We start from the raw sequence: 15,135 nt of genomic DNA, 5'->3' as shown, positions 1-15,135 counted from the left end.
ACATAGGACAACTGCATAGACTGGAGCCTCGATTTACATTAACGAGGACTCCTCATGCGAAAACTATCTCCAATCATTCTGGCGCTTGCGCTGTCTCCTTTGGTTCAAGCTGAACCTGTGTCTGAAGTGTCGCCCGTTGGCAAAATTGATGGCATGGTTTCTTTACCTGTCACGGGTATGAAAGCGGTCGAAAGCAATGGCCGTATTGTTTTCATGTCAGACAGTGGCCGGTTCGTCATTGATGGCACGCTCTATGATGCCTGGTCGAAAAAGCCGCTTACCAGCCTTGAAGAAATTCGTGAAGCGGGGAACACGCTGGACTTAAGTCGTCTTGGCTTAAAAATGGATGATTTGAACCCACTTACGCTGGGCGAAGGCAAAAAGAAAGTGGTGGTCTTTGTTGACCCACGATGCCCGCACTGCCATGAGCTTTTGAAACAAGCTTTACCGCTAACCAAAGAATACACCTTCCAAATACTCCCTGTGCCAGTACTTGGTCCTGATTCAGAGCGTCAGGTTCGCCAGCTTGGCTGTGCGCGTGACAAGAAAGCGGCCACCGATGCATTGCTGAATGGCCGGATTGGTAACCTAGAACAGGATGATGCCTGCAACTTAGAACCAATGCAGCGTACCTTGGTGACAGCTCAAATCCTGGGCATTCAAGGTGTGCCTTTCATCGTCGCCAATGATGGTCGCATCAGCCGAGGCCGTCCTTATGATCTTTCTGCTTGGTTGGAGGGGCGTTAATGAAAGCCTCTCTGTATTCAGGGCAACGCGCTTCAGAGCTGTTGCCAGTCTTGGCCTATTCAGACGATGAGCAACTGTTTTTCATGGAAGACCAGAGTGTTGGCTTTGGTTTTCTATGTGACCCATTGCCCGGTGGTGATGAGTCTGTTGCAGACAGGGTTAATGTTCTTCTCAACAACGACTGGCCAAAAGACACTTTGCTGCAATTTGGCCTGTACGCCTCGCCTGATATTCAAACCGACCTTCAACGCATGATGGGCTTACGGCATCGTCAATCCGATCCATTGCTTAGGGCGTCGATACGCAAACGTGCGGATTTCCTCGATGGGGGCACGGTTCAACCGATAGAAGAATCGACCCAGACTCAGGTACGCAACTTTCAACTGATCGTCACCTGCAAATTGCCTTTGGAAAGTCCTATACCGACCGAGCGTGAGTTAAGTCGAGCATCCGCGCTTCGTGCTTCTTTCTCGCAGGCGCTGGCAACGGTTGGTTTTCGCGTTACTGAGATGACTGACCGGAACTGGCTCGCGGCATTAAGTGCGCAGCTTAACTGGGGAAAAGATGCTTCTTGGCGCAATCCATCACCAATCCGCAGTGAGGCAGATAAACCACTTCGAGAGCAAGTGTTGGATTATGACCGAGCTATCAAGGTGGATAGCCAAGGTCTGATGCTGGGTGATTACCGAGTTAAAACCTTATCGTTTAAGCGCTTGCCTGAGCGGATCTGGTTTGGTCATGCCGCAAGTTTTGCGGGCGATATGATGACGGGCAGTCGCGGTTTACGCGGAAGCTTTTTGCTGAATGTCACCATTCACTTTCCTTCAGCTGAGGCGATGCGATCTCGTTTAGAGACGAAGCGTCAATGGGCGGTCAATCAGGCCTATGGCCCGATGCTCAAGTTTGTGCCGGTGCTTGCAGCCAAGAAAAAGGGATTTGATGTTCTTTTTGAAGCCTTGCAAGAAGGTGATCGTCCTATTCGGGCAAACATGACCTTAACGCTGTTTTCACCAACAGAAGAAGCGTCGATCAGCTCTGTTTCAAATGCCCGAACTTACTTCAAAGAACTCGGATTTGAGCTGATGGAAGACAAGTACTTTTGTTTGCCCATTTTTCTGAATGCCTTGCCATTTGGCGCTGACCGCCAGGCGATGAATGACTTGTTTCGATTCAAGACCATGGCGACACGGCATGTGATCCCTCTGTTGCCTTTGTTTGCGGATTGGAAAGGTACAGGCACGCCAGTGATTAACTTTGTTTCCCGTAATGGCCAGATCATGAGTGTGTCCCTTTATGACTCGGGCAGTAATTACAACTGTTGCATCGCGGCGCAATCGGGGTCGGGCAAGTCATTCCTGGTGAATGAAATCATCTCCTCCTACTTATCAGAAGGCGGGCAATGCTGGGTGATTGATGTTGGCCGCTCCTATGAAAAGCTGTGTGAAGTTTATGACGGAGAGTTCTTACAGTTCGGGCGGGACAGTGGCATTTGCTTAAATCCGTTTGAAATCGTTGAGGACTATGACGAAGAAGCGGATGTACTGGTTGGATTATTGGCCGCAATGGCCGCGCCTACGCAGTCATTAACTGATTTTCAGATGGCCAACCTAAAGCGTCAGACCCGTGAACTGTGGGAGAAAAAAGGTCGTGCCATGTTGGTTGATGATGTGGCAGAGGCCGTAAAAAATCATGAAGACCGTCGTGTGCAAGACGTGGGTGAGCAGCTCTATCCGTTTACGACACAGGGCGAATATGGCCGCTTCTTTAATGGCCACAACAATATTCGCTTCAAAAACCGTTTCACCGTTCTGGAGTTAGAAGAGCTCAAGGGGCGCAAGCACCTGCAACAAGTGGTGTTGCTTCAGCTTATCTACCAAATCCAACAAGAGATGTATTTAGGTGAGCGGGATCGTCGCAAGATTGTGTTCATCGACGAAGCCTGGGATCTGCTGACTCAAGGTGATGTCGGTAAGTTCATCGAAACCGGTTACCGTAGATTTCGAAAATATGGCGGCAGTGCTGTAACGGTAACGCAGTCGGTCAACGATTTGTATGACAGCCCTACAGGTAAAGCCATCGCTGAAAACTCGGCCAATATGTACCTGCTTGGCCAAAAAGCTGAAACCATCAACGCGCTCAAAAAAGAAGGCCGTTTGCCATTAGGTGAAGGCGGCTACGAATACCTAAAAACGGTTCATACCGTCACGGGTGTCTATTCCGAAATTTTCTTTATTACCGAAATGGGCACCGGGATTGGCCGCCTCATCGTCGATCCGTTTCACAAGCTGTTGTACTCGTCCCGTGCAGAAGATGTAAACGCGATTAAGCAGTTAACGCGCAAAGGCCTTTCTGTTGCTGATGCCATCTCCCAGTTGTTAAAGGAGCGAGGCTATGAATAAGACCACGCTTTGGCCATTTATGGCTTCTATTACTTTGTCTATTGCTGGTAGCGGTTTAATGACCAGCTGGCTCTTAATGAAAACACTCGAACCTATCCACAGCCAGTTGGCGTTAAGTACGCCCATTGCAGTCGTGGATTTTGGGGAGGCGGTGTTGTCACTGGGCCCCAATGCCAGCGAACAAGACATCGAATCCAGGTTGCTTCAGACCAATCAGCAAATTGAAAAGCTAAAAGCAGCCGGTTTTATCGTGCTGGATGCCCAAGCGGTGGTGGGTGCTGATGATTCTGTATTTGTGCCAGTAGGCTCAAAGGAGGTGTCTCATGCAGATACTCCGTAAAAGAATGCCTTGGCGGCCATATCTCATTCGGTTGACCGTTCTTGCGTTAATCATGGCCTTGGTAGGCACCTACGCCATGATGCGCTACCGAATAGGTATTGATACCCAGCAAGAGCGCTGCCTGCCTGATACCACGGTGTACCTGATTGACCTATGGAATAAAGAGCCCGTTAAGGATGGTTTGTATGCCTTCCACTCAAAAGGACTCGCTCCGTTATATAACGACGGTACTCGTATGCTGAAACGCCTAACAGGGATGCCTGGGGATGAAGTCAATGTGACGCCTGAGCATGTGCTAGTGAACGGTGCTGAAGTCTCTACCGGCATGGCATTAGCCCAGCGTCTTGGTGTGGCGGAATCACAATTTAGCCGTTCATTGACGCTGCAAGAAAACGAATATTGGTTTTCCGGCGAGGCTGCAACAAGTTTCGACTCCCGCTATTGGAATGCCGTTAAGCGCGAGCAGATTGTCGGTCGCGCTTGGCCGCTTTGGTAGGAGGTAGATGATGCAAAGACTATGTCTCTTATTTTTATTGGTTGCTCCATTGTCTTGGGTGCAAGTTTCCTGGGCACAAGAGCCTTTTCCGTTGTCTGACGAGGACAAAAAGATCGTCGAAATGAGCCGCAGCATTTTACAAAGTGCTGTGGATGGTTCATCTGAATTTATCGAGCCTTTTGCGCCGGTTGAACAACCTGTGTCGCTCAAACACAGCGATGAATGGTTGATATTTGCGTCGTCCTCATTGGGTGATTCGTCACTGAAGCAGCTATTTAAAGAGGCCAGTGCTACCGGCGCTATTGTGTTGTTTCGGGGCATTCCTGAAGGAAAGACTTTGGGGGCGGCTATCCGTGATTGGCATACCCTGATGGCGGGACTTGATCCTGTTCCTCAGGTTCGAATCGATCCGAAAGCCTTTGTGCACTGGCGGGTGACTAGCGTGCCTGCCATTTTCCGCATAGAAGATGACAAGGTGACTGCAAGTGCACTAGGGGTTTACAGCAAGGACTGGTTGCAGCGCCAAATTGAAACTGGCAATAGCGGTTCATTGGGTCAACGCGGTCCAATTCATTCGATTTTAGAACCGGATTTGATGCAAGTGGCGATGCAGCGTTTACAGTCGCTTGACCTGGGCGCGTTAAAGAAAAAAGCCATTGAGCGTTTCTGGTCTCGCCAAACATTTACTGACTTACCCAAAGCCACGCAGTATCGGATAAGAATGGTTGATCCAACCATCGTCATGCAGCGGCCACTATTGGATGCCAATGGCCGAACATTGATCCCAGCAGGAACGCGTATTAACCCGCTAAAAGCCTTGCCATTTACTCAGCAGCTCGTGGTGTTTAATGCGTCGAACGCTGAAGAAGTGGACGCAGTAGCGCATTGGCTTGAGACGCAAGATAGGACACTGCGCCGCATTACGCTTATCACCACGCAGCTCGACCGTGCCCAAGGCTGGAATCGCCTCAATGCGCTTGAAAAGACATTGGACAGTCCGGTTTACCTTCTCAATGCCTCGCTAAAGCAGCGCTTTGATTTGCAAGTCACCCCGTCGTTTGTTCAAGCAAAGGGGCTCGCGTTTGAAATAGAAGAAATTCCAGCAAAGGAGCTTGTTCATGAAAAAGCTCAATAATACGTATCGTCGGTTGCGTACTCTCGTTGTCATGCTTGTCCTGGGTGCATCTATTCCTGCTAAAGCCGAACTGACCTGCCCAGACGCGGGTTTATTATCGGGCAAGTTGCTGACGGATGTTTGCTGGTCATGCATTTTTCCTATCCGGGTTGCAGGGCTTCCTCTTGGCTCTGGCAATGTCCCAAGCGGCGCATCAAACAAGTCATTTTGCTTGTGTGAAGACAACTTAGGCGTGCCAAGGCCAGGTATTGTTACCAGCATGTGGGAGCCAGCGCGTCTGATTGAATTGGTCAGAACGCCGGGTTGTTCGCCTTCCCTGGGAGGGATCCGTTTACCGTTAGGTGATAGACGACTGCAAGGTGGTCATGGTGAAGGTGAATACGATACCGGCGATCTTGCGTTCTACCATTACCATTATTACGCCTTTCCGCTTTTGGTCATGCTCGATTTGTTCATGGATGGCAATTGCAATGCCGATGGTTACATGGACTTTGACTTGATGTATTTGTCGGAATTGGACCCAACATGGCTGAACGATGAACTGGCCTTTTTTACTCAGCCTGAAGCGGCTGCTGTTGCTAATCCATTGGCTATTTCGGCTTGTACCGCTGATGCTGCTTCATCAACGCTTGGTAAACCCATCGATCAGTTTTTTTGGTGTGCTGGCAGTTGGGGCCATCTCTACCCGTTATCTGGCCACACCTTAGCCTTTGGCTCATTAGCAGAAAACACTAGCCATTTAGCGGCGCGTGCAATCGCGGCTCAACACAGGCGTGGTCTTGCAAGGCGAACAATGGGGAACAGTGCGCTATGCCGACCTGTTATCGAACCCATGCTGCCGAAATCTCAATACAAGATGAGTATGTTCTTCCCAGTACCGGAAACTGAAAGTGCGCATGTCATCGGTGAAAACACCATGAAATGGGGAGAGTGGCGAACGATCCCCGGTGCCGGAGAAGATGCGCTCTACATTTTGTGGCGCTGGCAAGACTGCTGTAACTCGGGAGGTTAACTATGAAACCAACATTTTTTACCCGAGTGTTAGCGGGTATTTTATCTATCACTATGGCGTGCTTGCCCTTACATGGTGTGGCCGCTGATGTACAGCGCCAATCCGGCCTAAGCGGACAACAGGAAGGTAAGCAATTGCTGCAAAACTGGACGATGCCCGCACTCAATGGCAATACATTGTCGGTGCCGAATGGCAGTGGTAATGAGTCCATTAACTTGCAAGAGCTTTTCCCTGGTATGGATCAGGGCTCATTGGATGTCTTAACGGGCGTTTATGGCTCTGATGCCAGCATGAATCAATTGGGGACGCAGCGCCAAGAGAGCATGGTATCCGAAAGTGGCGCTACGGGTGAGGCGTTTCGCTCGCTACAGCAAATCAAAGACAGGTCTCGGCCAGATATGGTCAATGATCCGCTTTGGGCATTAACTGATGCGGTTCAAACTGACCCTAATCTATTGACGCAAAGCTTCCCCGGCTGTGAGTCTCAAGGTGAAGGCAGCCCAAATTACCAGCAATGTGACAGACTTAATACAGCGGTTAACAGCTGCACTATTACTCACGATTACACGGCAGGCATTATTGAGCATGTTTCAGGACCGATGAACCTTCGCTCTTGTGGTGAGGGATGTCTTGAAGTTTGGATAGGACGAATTGGCGACAACTACTGGAGTGGCCGTTGTAAAGTGTTTGAACAGGCCATCACGCTCAAAGTCGTGAACCCCGATGCGATTACCTCAGCCGTTCTTGAGTACGCCAAATGGGATGACTACATGCAAGTTTGGCTTGGCGATCAGAAAGTTTGGTCTGGGCCGAACAATAACTTTCCACCAGAAACGGCAGGTCGCTGCGAGCTCAGTACCAGTTGGGAGCGCAATCCAAATACCGATCTCACTGCCAAGCTAAAAGCGGTAGAACCGGGTTTAGAAGTGCCGGTAAAAATTCGCGTATCGGTTACGGGGAGTGGTGAGGGGTATGCACGCATCAAGGTGCGCTTTGATCCAACCAAGGTGGTGATGAATGATAGTTGGTCGCCGCAATCCTGTATCGAGCAAGCAGCGGATATTCCGACGAAGTTTTCAGACTACAGCATTCAATGCACGGATCAGCCTTCTTCAACCAACGGATGTACGGTGGTCAATGGTGTTTCAGTTTGTGAATCCTACTTTGCCCCAAGCCCTGTGACTGGCATATCGCCTTTATGTCGGCGTGTACAAGTCAGTGTGGATGACGAAAGCTATAAGGGGATTGAAAATCAGGCCTGCCAAGTGCTTGAAGCGAATCCTTTCTGTAGCTTCATGTCGTCAGAATGTGCCGGGACCAATGATAAAGGTGAATGCATGCGTTTTACCGATACCTATGACTGTGGATTACAAACCAGCGATCCAAAGTGCGTGGTATCCAATCTTATGCCGAGTAGTTTTGAGGCCTGTGAGCCTACTCAGACGATTACGCCATTTACTGAAACCAAGCATGTACCGGATTACCAGGTGTGCGAAAAGATCAGCACGCTTACTCAGTGTCAGTTAGAGCGGCGCGTATCCGCTGAAACCCATCAACAAAGCTGGTCCATTGAGCGCGGTTGCTTTAGCTCTGAAACGCTCAGCTTTGTTCCACAGCACAGCAACACCATGCAAACTGGAAACGCGACGCTGAGAGTTTTTGATAATCAAAATACTGAGATAAAAATCACCGAGTCGCCGTCAAAGGCAAATGGTTGGAAAACGACACTCTCACTGACGGGTAATAAAGAAGCAGTCACAGAGACGAAACCGTCCATTAAGTACCCTGAAATGACCTGTCCAAAAGGAACCTTGGTTGGCTCATTGTGCAAGGTCGTTAATGGGTCGATTATTTCGTGGCATGAATCCCAGGAGGTCACTCGTTCCAGATGCGATTCCGGCTGGAACAAAGTCGATTTCGACACTTGCAGCCGAGAAGTTAAGAAGTGCTTGGCTCCTGCGAAACTGAGTGCTTCCTTGACCTTCTCCGGCAAGTACTTAGAGCAGGACGTTGTTCATCAATCAAGTGATCCGGGCATAGACCAATGCTTGATGCAAACGGATCAGTTTACTGCGGTGCAGTGGCAGTGTTTGGATACGGGCACAAAACGAATCGACGGGTTAACGGTTGGTAGTGGCGAGTTGGCTAATCTTGGAAGCCTTTATCCGGCGGTTGTTTCGTCTCCTGCTCATTTAACCAGTCGCGGCAGTTCTGATGGACTGGGACTCTCATGCTGGAGGGCAAGAGCGACCTACAATGCTTCGACTGCTCATCCTGAGTTCAACATGGGCAGCTCAGATAGCTGGGTAGATGCCAATGGTAATACTCAAACTATCGTCAATAACGGACAAAACACGACCACCAATACGTGTGCCGCGCTAGAGCAAAATCTGGCTTGCCAATATGTCAGAACCGAATGCACTGAAGGCGGGGCTGGTCATGAAGGCTTCTGTTATATCCAAAGTTTGGTGTATGACTGCGGACAAAGCGTTGAAGTGCAAAACGCTCGAATGGAAACTCAATACAACTGTGAGGGGCCAGTTCGCTGTATGGGCACAGATTGTTTAGAGCCAGAGTCAATCAAGCAGGCTAACTTTGCAGAGGCCGCTGCGATGCTTAATGCGGCGCAGTTTATGACCAATGATATGTCATGTACGGGAGCTGATGGCCAAGATAACGTCGAGTGTACTGTCTTTAAAGGTAATGCTGGCCAGTGCAAAAAAGCCGTTGGCGGCATAGTGGATTGCTGTGAAAAGCCAAGTGGCGTGTCGTTATCGGATTATATCGCGATGATAGTGGCAGTTAACAAGCTTGATACAGCAGTCATGGCTATGAATCCGTCGTCGGCAATCTATGGTTCGTGGAATACGCTCAGGGAACCGATAACGAGTACTTGGAGTGCGGTTAAAGAGCCTTTTGTGTCTGCATGGGACTCTCTAATGGGGGCAGGGCCATCAACTGCTGCTGGCGCGGGAGCGGAGCAAGCTGCGACTGGCTTCATGCAGGTGTTGACCAACAAAACGGCTGAATGGGTAGGTACTACCTTTGGTTCGGGGGCGCAATCGGCACTGTTTAGTAACGTTGGTGGCGCGGTTGGAGCCGATGGTGTTGTTTCGGGTGGTAACTTTGCACTGGGAGGCGCTGCGGGCGCGGTTCTGAGTACGGTTATGACGGCCTACATGATTTATTCAGTCACCATGATCCTCATTCAGCTTATCTGGAAATGTGAGCAGAGTGAGTTTGAAATGAACGCCAAGCGGGTATTGAAGAGTTGCCACTACGTAGGCTCTTACTGCAAGTCTAAGTTCTTGGGTGCCTGTGTTGAGAAACGGCAGTCATATTGCTGCTTTACTTCGCCGCTTTCGCGAATCATTCAAGAGCAAGTGCGTCCACAATTGGGCCTTGGTTGGGGAAGTGCGAAGTCTCCAAACTGTGAAGGTTTGACCGCGAGTCAGTTAAACCAGGTGGATTGGAGCCAAGTCAATCTGGATGAATGGATAGGTATCTTGTCGATAACAGGCAACCTACCCGAAGTACCGTCACTCGATCTGGAACGACTCACAGGCTCAGGAAGCAAGCTAAACGTGAATGGAAACCGTCAAAGTGCCGCAGACAGAGCCATTGAACGGCTAAACGGAATGGATACCCAGAAATTGCGTCAGGAGGCGACAGAAGAAATTTCGGGGAATAATTGAGCGTATCCTTCTCAAATAGCTCCGCCAATAATGTTCCATTTTGGTTACTTTAAAGAACGTAATGCGCCTTAAGGTAACCAATTTGGTACTTTGTTCCTCTTATGCTTACTGTTCAGCGTGTGCGCAATTTGCTCTGATTTTTTACTATTTTCAGACTTAGTAGGCTGCTGAAAAAAGGAAAAGCTGATAGTCTGGCACATATCAAATTTATGATAAAAGGAAAATTAATAATGCCTAATTTCGATCAAAACTTTGAAGCTACTCGCTTGGCTATGCTTTCAAAACAACACCCTGACATTGTGAAGGTGTCGGGTGAGGTAGTGTTTCGTGCGGAAGATGATGAAGACCGCCTAAGCGGAACATCTTGGACTCTTGAAGATGACATTTTTGATCAGGTTACCGAATCAGGCTTCAAACTACACTTGCTTGAGCTTCTGGATAATTTCATAGAATACCGAGGTCAATGTAACGAGCTTCCGAAAAAGGAAGGGATTGTACGTTTCGGTGGTGGCACTTTAAATATCGAATGGCTACCTAATGGAACTACCCATCTATCCAAATGATGTTTCATAAGAACCTGCCTGAGTTTTTCTATGGATGATAAATCTGTTTCAGAAATAGACTGTCTTGATAAGTTGATGGTTGCATGGGAAGAGGCATTCCCGAAGGATTGGTATTTCAACTACGATGGAGTGATTTCAACTGAGGACTGGGATAGTTGTGGTAAAAAAGTTTTGTTTGTTTTAAAGGAAACAAATGAAGCAAAGCAAAATATTGTCAACGCTATTAATAGAGCTGTTGAAGTGAAGGCAAGTGGATGGTGGCGAGGAAAGGTTCTCCGTCGGGTGGGTCGTTGGGCTTACGGACTTCAAAAATATGATGGGGCTGTGCCGTCCCTGAGAGATGCTAAATTAAATGAAAAAATTGCCGTTAAGAGTATTGCATACATAAACATAAGGAAAACATCGGGAAGTGCGCGAACCGACCAAAAATCGTTTGACGCCCATGCCAGAGAATTTGCCCCTTTTGTTAGAAGGCAAATTGAGTTGATTAACCCTGACATTGTTGTACTTTGCGGCACATATAATCAAGTTAAACGTTACGTATTCCCTGAGCTTAAAAAAGTTAGCGAACGAGTGCATGTTAATGACGGGGTTGTCTTCATCAATGCCTTCCATCCTGCCGCAAGAAAAAAGTCGGCAATGCTTTATCATCAAGTACTCGATAACTACCACGCTTACAAAAATCATGTATAACCAATGCTTGAATAGTTATATGCAGCGCAAGCCTTGCGTCGTATCTTGAAAAATGCCCCTTCGAGAGGGGCTATGTGATGGGAGCCTAGTTGGCTAGTTGGCGGGGGTATCTGTTTCCTCTTCAGTGATTTCGTCATCGGTTGACGGCACCGCTTGTTCAACTTCTGCTTCTTTACCCTTAGCTTGAGCTGATTTTCGGGCTCGAATTTCGATATCAATAATGCGACGTGCAAGTTTGATAATGCGCTGTTGCCATGCGTAGTTGCCATCAACACGTTGCTTGTTGCTAAGCACGCTAGACAACCAGAGAGTGTCCATTGAGATCATCAACGCATCGAGTTTGCGAACTAAGCCGACAAACTGGCCAACCTGAGGCGAGCTGATTTTAGCGTTGAAGGTTATCGGGTCGGTGTAGTCAGGTACTTCATCGATGCCGTTGGACTCCATCAGTTTGTCCAAACGAGCTTGTTCGCTGTCTACCGCCTTAGCGCAATCCTCGATCAACTGGCTAATGATCTGTTCCACTTCATCAATTTCGTTCTCATCGCCAATGATGCGCAAGATAACATCGATTCCATAAAGCGCACTGACCGTCCGTCTAAAAACACGGTCAACGACACGTTGCGCCTGTAAGCTATTAATTGTGAATGATTGTTCAAAGATGGGTTTTGAGTAATTGGGTTTTGCTTGGGCCATAAGTTTGCTCCTGATATGACAATAATCAGTCCCTAGCCTAATCCTCTGTGAGGTAATGGCCTTTCAGCTAGGTGGAAGAATTGAGCATCTTTCTAACTATCCTGTCTGGATAAGACGGTTACACTGACTACCAAATATTGCTGATCTGTTTCAGTGATATCCGCGCCTGAGAGCATGAGCTCAAAGGAAGCCCGCCGCTGAGTTTTCTCAGTGGTACTAAGAGGTAGCTAGCCTCCTTAAACAAATAGCCTGCATGTTTTTACATGCTCAACCATGCGTTCCTTGCGGTTCGCCTTTTCACCACCCAACTGGGGGAGTTCTCCCCAGTTGGGGGTGACTCCTTCACAACCAAATTAAGGAGTCACCAATGGAATATATCTTCGGATTTATTATCCAAATCGCAGGCATTATGTTGCTTGCAAAACTGAGCTGGTCGCTTTTGCGATTGCTTGCTCGTCAAAGCGTGCGCCCGTTTCGATTTGTACTTACTCAAATCAAGCGATTGCTCACACCAACACCAAAACGTCGTCCAATGGCAGTGCCTAAAGCTCCTGGTATGCCCCGTTTGACATCTGCGTTTTACAAAGAGCCACATCAGTACGACATGGCTTTACTCGAAATACCAACCTATCTGCGTCGTCAGTCTTCTTTGCCCAGCCGGGCAGAAACGACTGTGTGCACAGAGTTCAACTAAGACGAGGAGAACATCATGAAAAACCAAGTAACACTCATAGGCTACGTTGGCTCTGAGCCAGAGACGCGAGCCTATCCATCAGGTGATTTAGTGACCAGCATTTCGCTGGCCACTTCTGAGAAATGGCGCGACCGTCAATCCAATGAGCTCAAAGAGCATACGGAATGGCATCGGGTCGTTTTTCGAGATCGTGGTGGATTTAAGTTAGGGCTAAGAGCAAAAGATTTAATCCAAAAAGGAGCGAAGCTTTTTGTTCAAGGGCCTCAGCGCACGCGCTCATGGGAGAAAGATGGTATTAAGCATCGATTGACCGAAGTGGACGCGGACGAGTTTCTGCTTCTTGATAGTGTGAACAAAGCATCTGAGCCATCATCTGCGGATGATGCGGGCTCCCAAGCTAATTGGGCACAAACTTATCCTGAACCAGATTTTTAACCGAGCAAGAACGCTTTAACCCAGCCGGGAGTACTTTCCCGTCAGGGGCAGACTCCCACTTTGATTGTCGGAGTCCAAATGGAAAAACCAAAGCTAATCCAACGCTTTGCTGAGCGCTTTAGTGTCGATCCAAACAAGTTGTTCGATACCCTAAAAGCAACAGCATTCAAGCAACGTGACGGTAGTGCACCGACCAATGAGCAGATGATGGCGCTCTTGGTGGTTGCAGATCAGTACGGCTTGAACCCTTTCACCAAAGAGATTTTTGCGTTCCCTGATAAGCAAGCTGGGATTATCCCAGTGGTAGGTGTCGATGGATGGTCTCGCATCATCAATCAACACGACCAGTTTGATGGCATGGAGTTTAAGACTTCAGAAAACAAAGTCTCACTGGATGGCGCGAAAGAATGCCCGGAATGGATGGAATGCATCATCTATCGGCGCGACCGTTCGCACCCAGTCAAAATCACTGAGTATCTGGATGAAGTCTATCGACCGCCTTTTGAAGGTAACGGCAAAAATGGCCCTTATCGTGTAGATGGTCCATGGCAGACGCACACTAAGCGAATGCTAAGACATAAATCCATGATCCAGTGTTCCCGCATTGCGTTTGGTTTTGTGGGAATTTTCGATCAAGACGAAGCGGAGCGAATTATCGAAGGCCAAGCAACACATGTTGTTGAGCCATCGGTGATTCCACCCGAGCAAGTTGATGATCGAACCCGAGGGCTTGTTTACAAGCTTATCGAGCGGGCGGAAGCTTCAAACGCTTGGAATAGTGCATTGGAATATGCCAATGAACATTTTCAAGGTGTAGAGCTGACGTTTGCGAAACAAGAAATATTTAATGCACAGCAACAAGCAGCCAAAGCGTTCACACAGCCTTTAGCTTCTTAGCACAACGCATTCATTTTACTAACCCTGGCGGGATTATTCTCCCGTCAGGGGGAAGGTCTCGTCTTTTTTTTGGAGATCTTCCATGACTAAATCAGTCTCACTTTTTCGCTTGGTATTGGTTGTTGCCCTTGTCGTAGGCTCGATTCAAGCCGGTAAAGCGGCAATTGATTCGGTTCAAGCAAGTGTTGTTCAGCACCAAATAGCGTTAGCACAAGCTGCAAAGTAACCACTTAACCCTGAAGGGGAGTTCTCTCCTTCGGGGGAGTCTCCCTTCAAAGGAGGCAATATGAAGGTTATCGACCTATCACAACGTACTCCTGCATGGCACCAGTGGCGCATTGCAGGGGTTACGGCATCCGAAGCCCCAATTATTATGGGGCGTTCACCCTACAAAACATCTTGGCGATTATGGGCAGAAAAAACCGGATTCGTATTACCGGAAGACCTGTCGAATAATCCAAATGTGCTTCGCGGTATACGGTTGGAGCCTCAAGCAAGGCGAGCATTTGAGAATGCGCATAATGACTTTCTTCTGCCGTTATGTGCAGAAGCCGATCATAACGCAATCTTTCGAGCCAGCTTTGATGGCATCAACGATGCGGGCGAACCCGTTGAACTGAAATGTCCTTGCCAGTCAGTTTATGAGGATGTGCAAGCTCACCGAGAACAAAGCGAGGCGTACCAGTTGTATTGGGTACAAGTACAGCATCAAATACTGGTCGCCAATAGCACGCGTGGTTGGTTGGTTTTCTATTTTGAGGATCAACTGATTGAGTTTGAAATACAACGAGACGCGGCGTTCTTAACTGAGTTGCAAGAAACAGCGCTTCAGTTTTGGGAGTTAGTTCAGACCAAAAAAGAACCGTCAAAATGCCCTGAGCAAGATTGTTTTGTTCCCAAGGGTGAAGCCCAATACCGTTGGACATCGCTGTCTCGACAGTATTGCTCAGCACATGCCGAAGTGGTCCGACTGGAAAATCACATTAAATCTTTGAAAGAGGAAATGCGAGACGCCCAGTCAAAATTGGTCGCCATGATGGGTAACTACGCTCATGCCGACTATGCTGGGGTCAAACTCAGCCGCTACATGATGGCGGGCACGGTGGACTATAAGCAATTGGCCACCGATAAGTTAGGCGAGCTGGATGAACAGGTTTTAGCCGCTTACCGAAAAGCGCCACAAGAGCGGTTGCGCATTAGCACCAATAAGCCAGAGCAGCCCGTTGAAACACCAATCAAAATCAGCCTTGAGCAAGAGAACTTGGTTCTGCCAGGTGACTCGCCGAGCTCATTTTACTTTTAACGTTCACTTGGAGCCGATTTCGGCTCCTTT

The 15,135-nt window shown here is 48.4% G+C and carries 15 protein-coding genes; 14 read left to right on the top strand and 1 reads right to left on the bottom strand.

Annotated elements, in window-relative coordinates; translation table 11 throughout:
• Window positions 1-54: 54 nt before the first annotated feature.
• The 9 genes from R7Z41_RS11290 to R7Z41_RS11250 all read left to right on the top strand — a co-directional run bounded on the left by R7Z41_RS11290 (window position 55) and on the right by R7Z41_RS11250 (window position 11,080).
• Window positions 55-747, top strand: a complete 693-nt coding sequence (locus R7Z41_RS11290; RefSeq protein WP_001228924.1) for a DsbC family protein — start codon at window positions 55-57, stop codon at window positions 745-747.
• Window positions 747-3,146: a type IV secretion system protein TraC gene (gene traC / locus R7Z41_RS11285; RefSeq protein ID WP_262678507.1), complete on the top strand. Its 2,400-nt coding sequence runs from the start codon at window positions 747-749 to the stop codon at window positions 3,144-3,146. The genes R7Z41_RS11290 and traC overlap by 1 nt, the downstream gene beginning before the upstream one ends.
• The gene (locus R7Z41_RS11280; protein ID WP_001044650.1) at window positions 3,139-3,486 is read left to right on the top strand and encodes a hypothetical protein; all 348 of its coding nucleotides are present in this window, start codon (window positions 3,139-3,141) and stop codon (window positions 3,484-3,486) included. The genes traC and R7Z41_RS11280 overlap by 8 nt, the downstream gene beginning before the upstream one ends.
• Window positions 3,470-3,982 carry a S26 family signal peptidase gene (locus tag R7Z41_RS11275; RefSeq protein ID WP_188708039.1) on the top strand — a complete coding sequence of 171 codons (513 nt, stop codon included), beginning with the start codon at window positions 3,470-3,472 and terminating at the stop codon, window positions 3,980-3,982. The genes R7Z41_RS11280 and R7Z41_RS11275 overlap by 17 nt, the downstream gene beginning before the upstream one ends.
• A gap of 10 nt (window positions 3,983-3,992) precedes the next feature.
• The gene (locus tag R7Z41_RS11270) at window positions 3,993-5,117 is read left to right on the top strand and encodes a TrbC family F-type conjugative pilus assembly protein (RefSeq protein WP_136250077.1); all 1,125 of its coding nucleotides are present in this window, start codon (window positions 3,993-3,995) and stop codon (window positions 5,115-5,117) included.
• On the top strand, window positions 5,101-6,129 hold the full coding sequence (locus tag R7Z41_RS11265; RefSeq protein WP_262678502.1) for a TraU family protein: 1,029 nt from the start codon (window positions 5,101-5,103) through the stop codon (window positions 6,127-6,129). Before R7Z41_RS11270 ends, R7Z41_RS11265 begins: the two co-directional genes overlap by 17 nt.
• Before the next feature lie 2 nt (window positions 6,130-6,131).
• The gene (gene traN, locus R7Z41_RS11260; protein ID WP_318136358.1) at window positions 6,132-9,824 is read left to right on the top strand and encodes a conjugal transfer protein TraN; all 3,693 of its coding nucleotides are present in this window, start codon (window positions 6,132-6,134) and stop codon (window positions 9,822-9,824) included.
• A gap of 230 nt (window positions 9,825-10,054) precedes the next feature.
• On the top strand, window positions 10,055-10,387 hold the full coding sequence (locus tag R7Z41_RS11255) for a hypothetical protein (RefSeq protein WP_064376446.1): 333 nt from the start codon (window positions 10,055-10,057) through the stop codon (window positions 10,385-10,387).
• Between the two features lie 30 nt (window positions 10,388-10,417).
• Window positions 10,418-11,080: a hypothetical protein gene (locus R7Z41_RS11250; protein WP_138944027.1), complete on the top strand. Its 663-nt coding sequence runs from the start codon at window positions 10,418-10,420 to the stop codon at window positions 11,078-11,080.
• Between the two features lie 93 nt (window positions 11,081-11,173).
• Here the strand turns inward: R7Z41_RS11250 and R7Z41_RS11245 are convergent, their stop codons facing one another.
• A complete protein-coding gene (locus tag R7Z41_RS11245; protein ID WP_064376448.1) occupies window positions 11,174-11,776 on the bottom strand; it encodes a hypothetical protein in 603 nt (200 codons plus the stop codon).
• A 367-nt stretch (window positions 11,777-12,143) separates the two neighbouring features.
• On the opposite strand from R7Z41_RS11245, the gene R7Z41_RS11240 reads away from it, so the two are divergent.
• The 5 genes from R7Z41_RS11240 to R7Z41_RS11220 all read left to right on the top strand — a co-directional run bounded on the left by R7Z41_RS11240 (window position 12,144) and on the right by R7Z41_RS11220 (window position 15,105).
• Window positions 12,144-12,470, top strand: coding sequence for a plasmid-related protein (locus R7Z41_RS11240; RefSeq protein ID WP_138942752.1), 327 nt, complete (start codon window positions 12,144-12,146; stop codon window positions 12,468-12,470).
• Window positions 12,471-12,485: 15 nt separating this feature from the next.
• Window positions 12,486-12,905 (top strand): single-stranded DNA-binding protein, encoded by a 420-nt coding sequence (locus R7Z41_RS11235; protein ID WP_078456759.1) that lies wholly within the window; start codon window positions 12,486-12,488, stop codon window positions 12,903-12,905.
• A gap of 78 nt (window positions 12,906-12,983) precedes the next feature.
• Window positions 12,984-13,802: a phage recombination protein Bet gene (gene bet, locus R7Z41_RS11230; protein WP_064376451.1), complete on the top strand. Its 819-nt coding sequence runs from the start codon at window positions 12,984-12,986 to the stop codon at window positions 13,800-13,802.
• An 82-nt stretch (window positions 13,803-13,884) separates the two neighbouring features.
• A complete protein-coding gene (locus tag R7Z41_RS11225) occupies window positions 13,885-14,028 on the top strand; it encodes a hypothetical protein (protein ID WP_173646013.1) in 144 nt (47 codons plus the stop codon).
• Window positions 14,029-14,088: 60 nt separating this feature from the next.
• Window positions 14,089-15,105, top strand: a complete 1,017-nt coding sequence (locus R7Z41_RS11220; protein ID WP_064376452.1) for a YqaJ viral recombinase family protein — start codon at window positions 14,089-14,091, stop codon at window positions 15,103-15,105.
• Window positions 15,106-15,135: the final 30 nt, after the last annotated feature.

Source organism: Vibrio sp. 1457 (assembly GCF_033340195.1).
Taxonomy (GTDB): domain Bacteria; phylum Pseudomonadota; class Gammaproteobacteria; order Enterobacterales; family Vibrionaceae; genus Vibrio; species Vibrio alginolyticus.
Note: the sequence above shows the minus strand (reverse complement) of the source record. Positions and strands in the feature narration are given on the sequence as shown.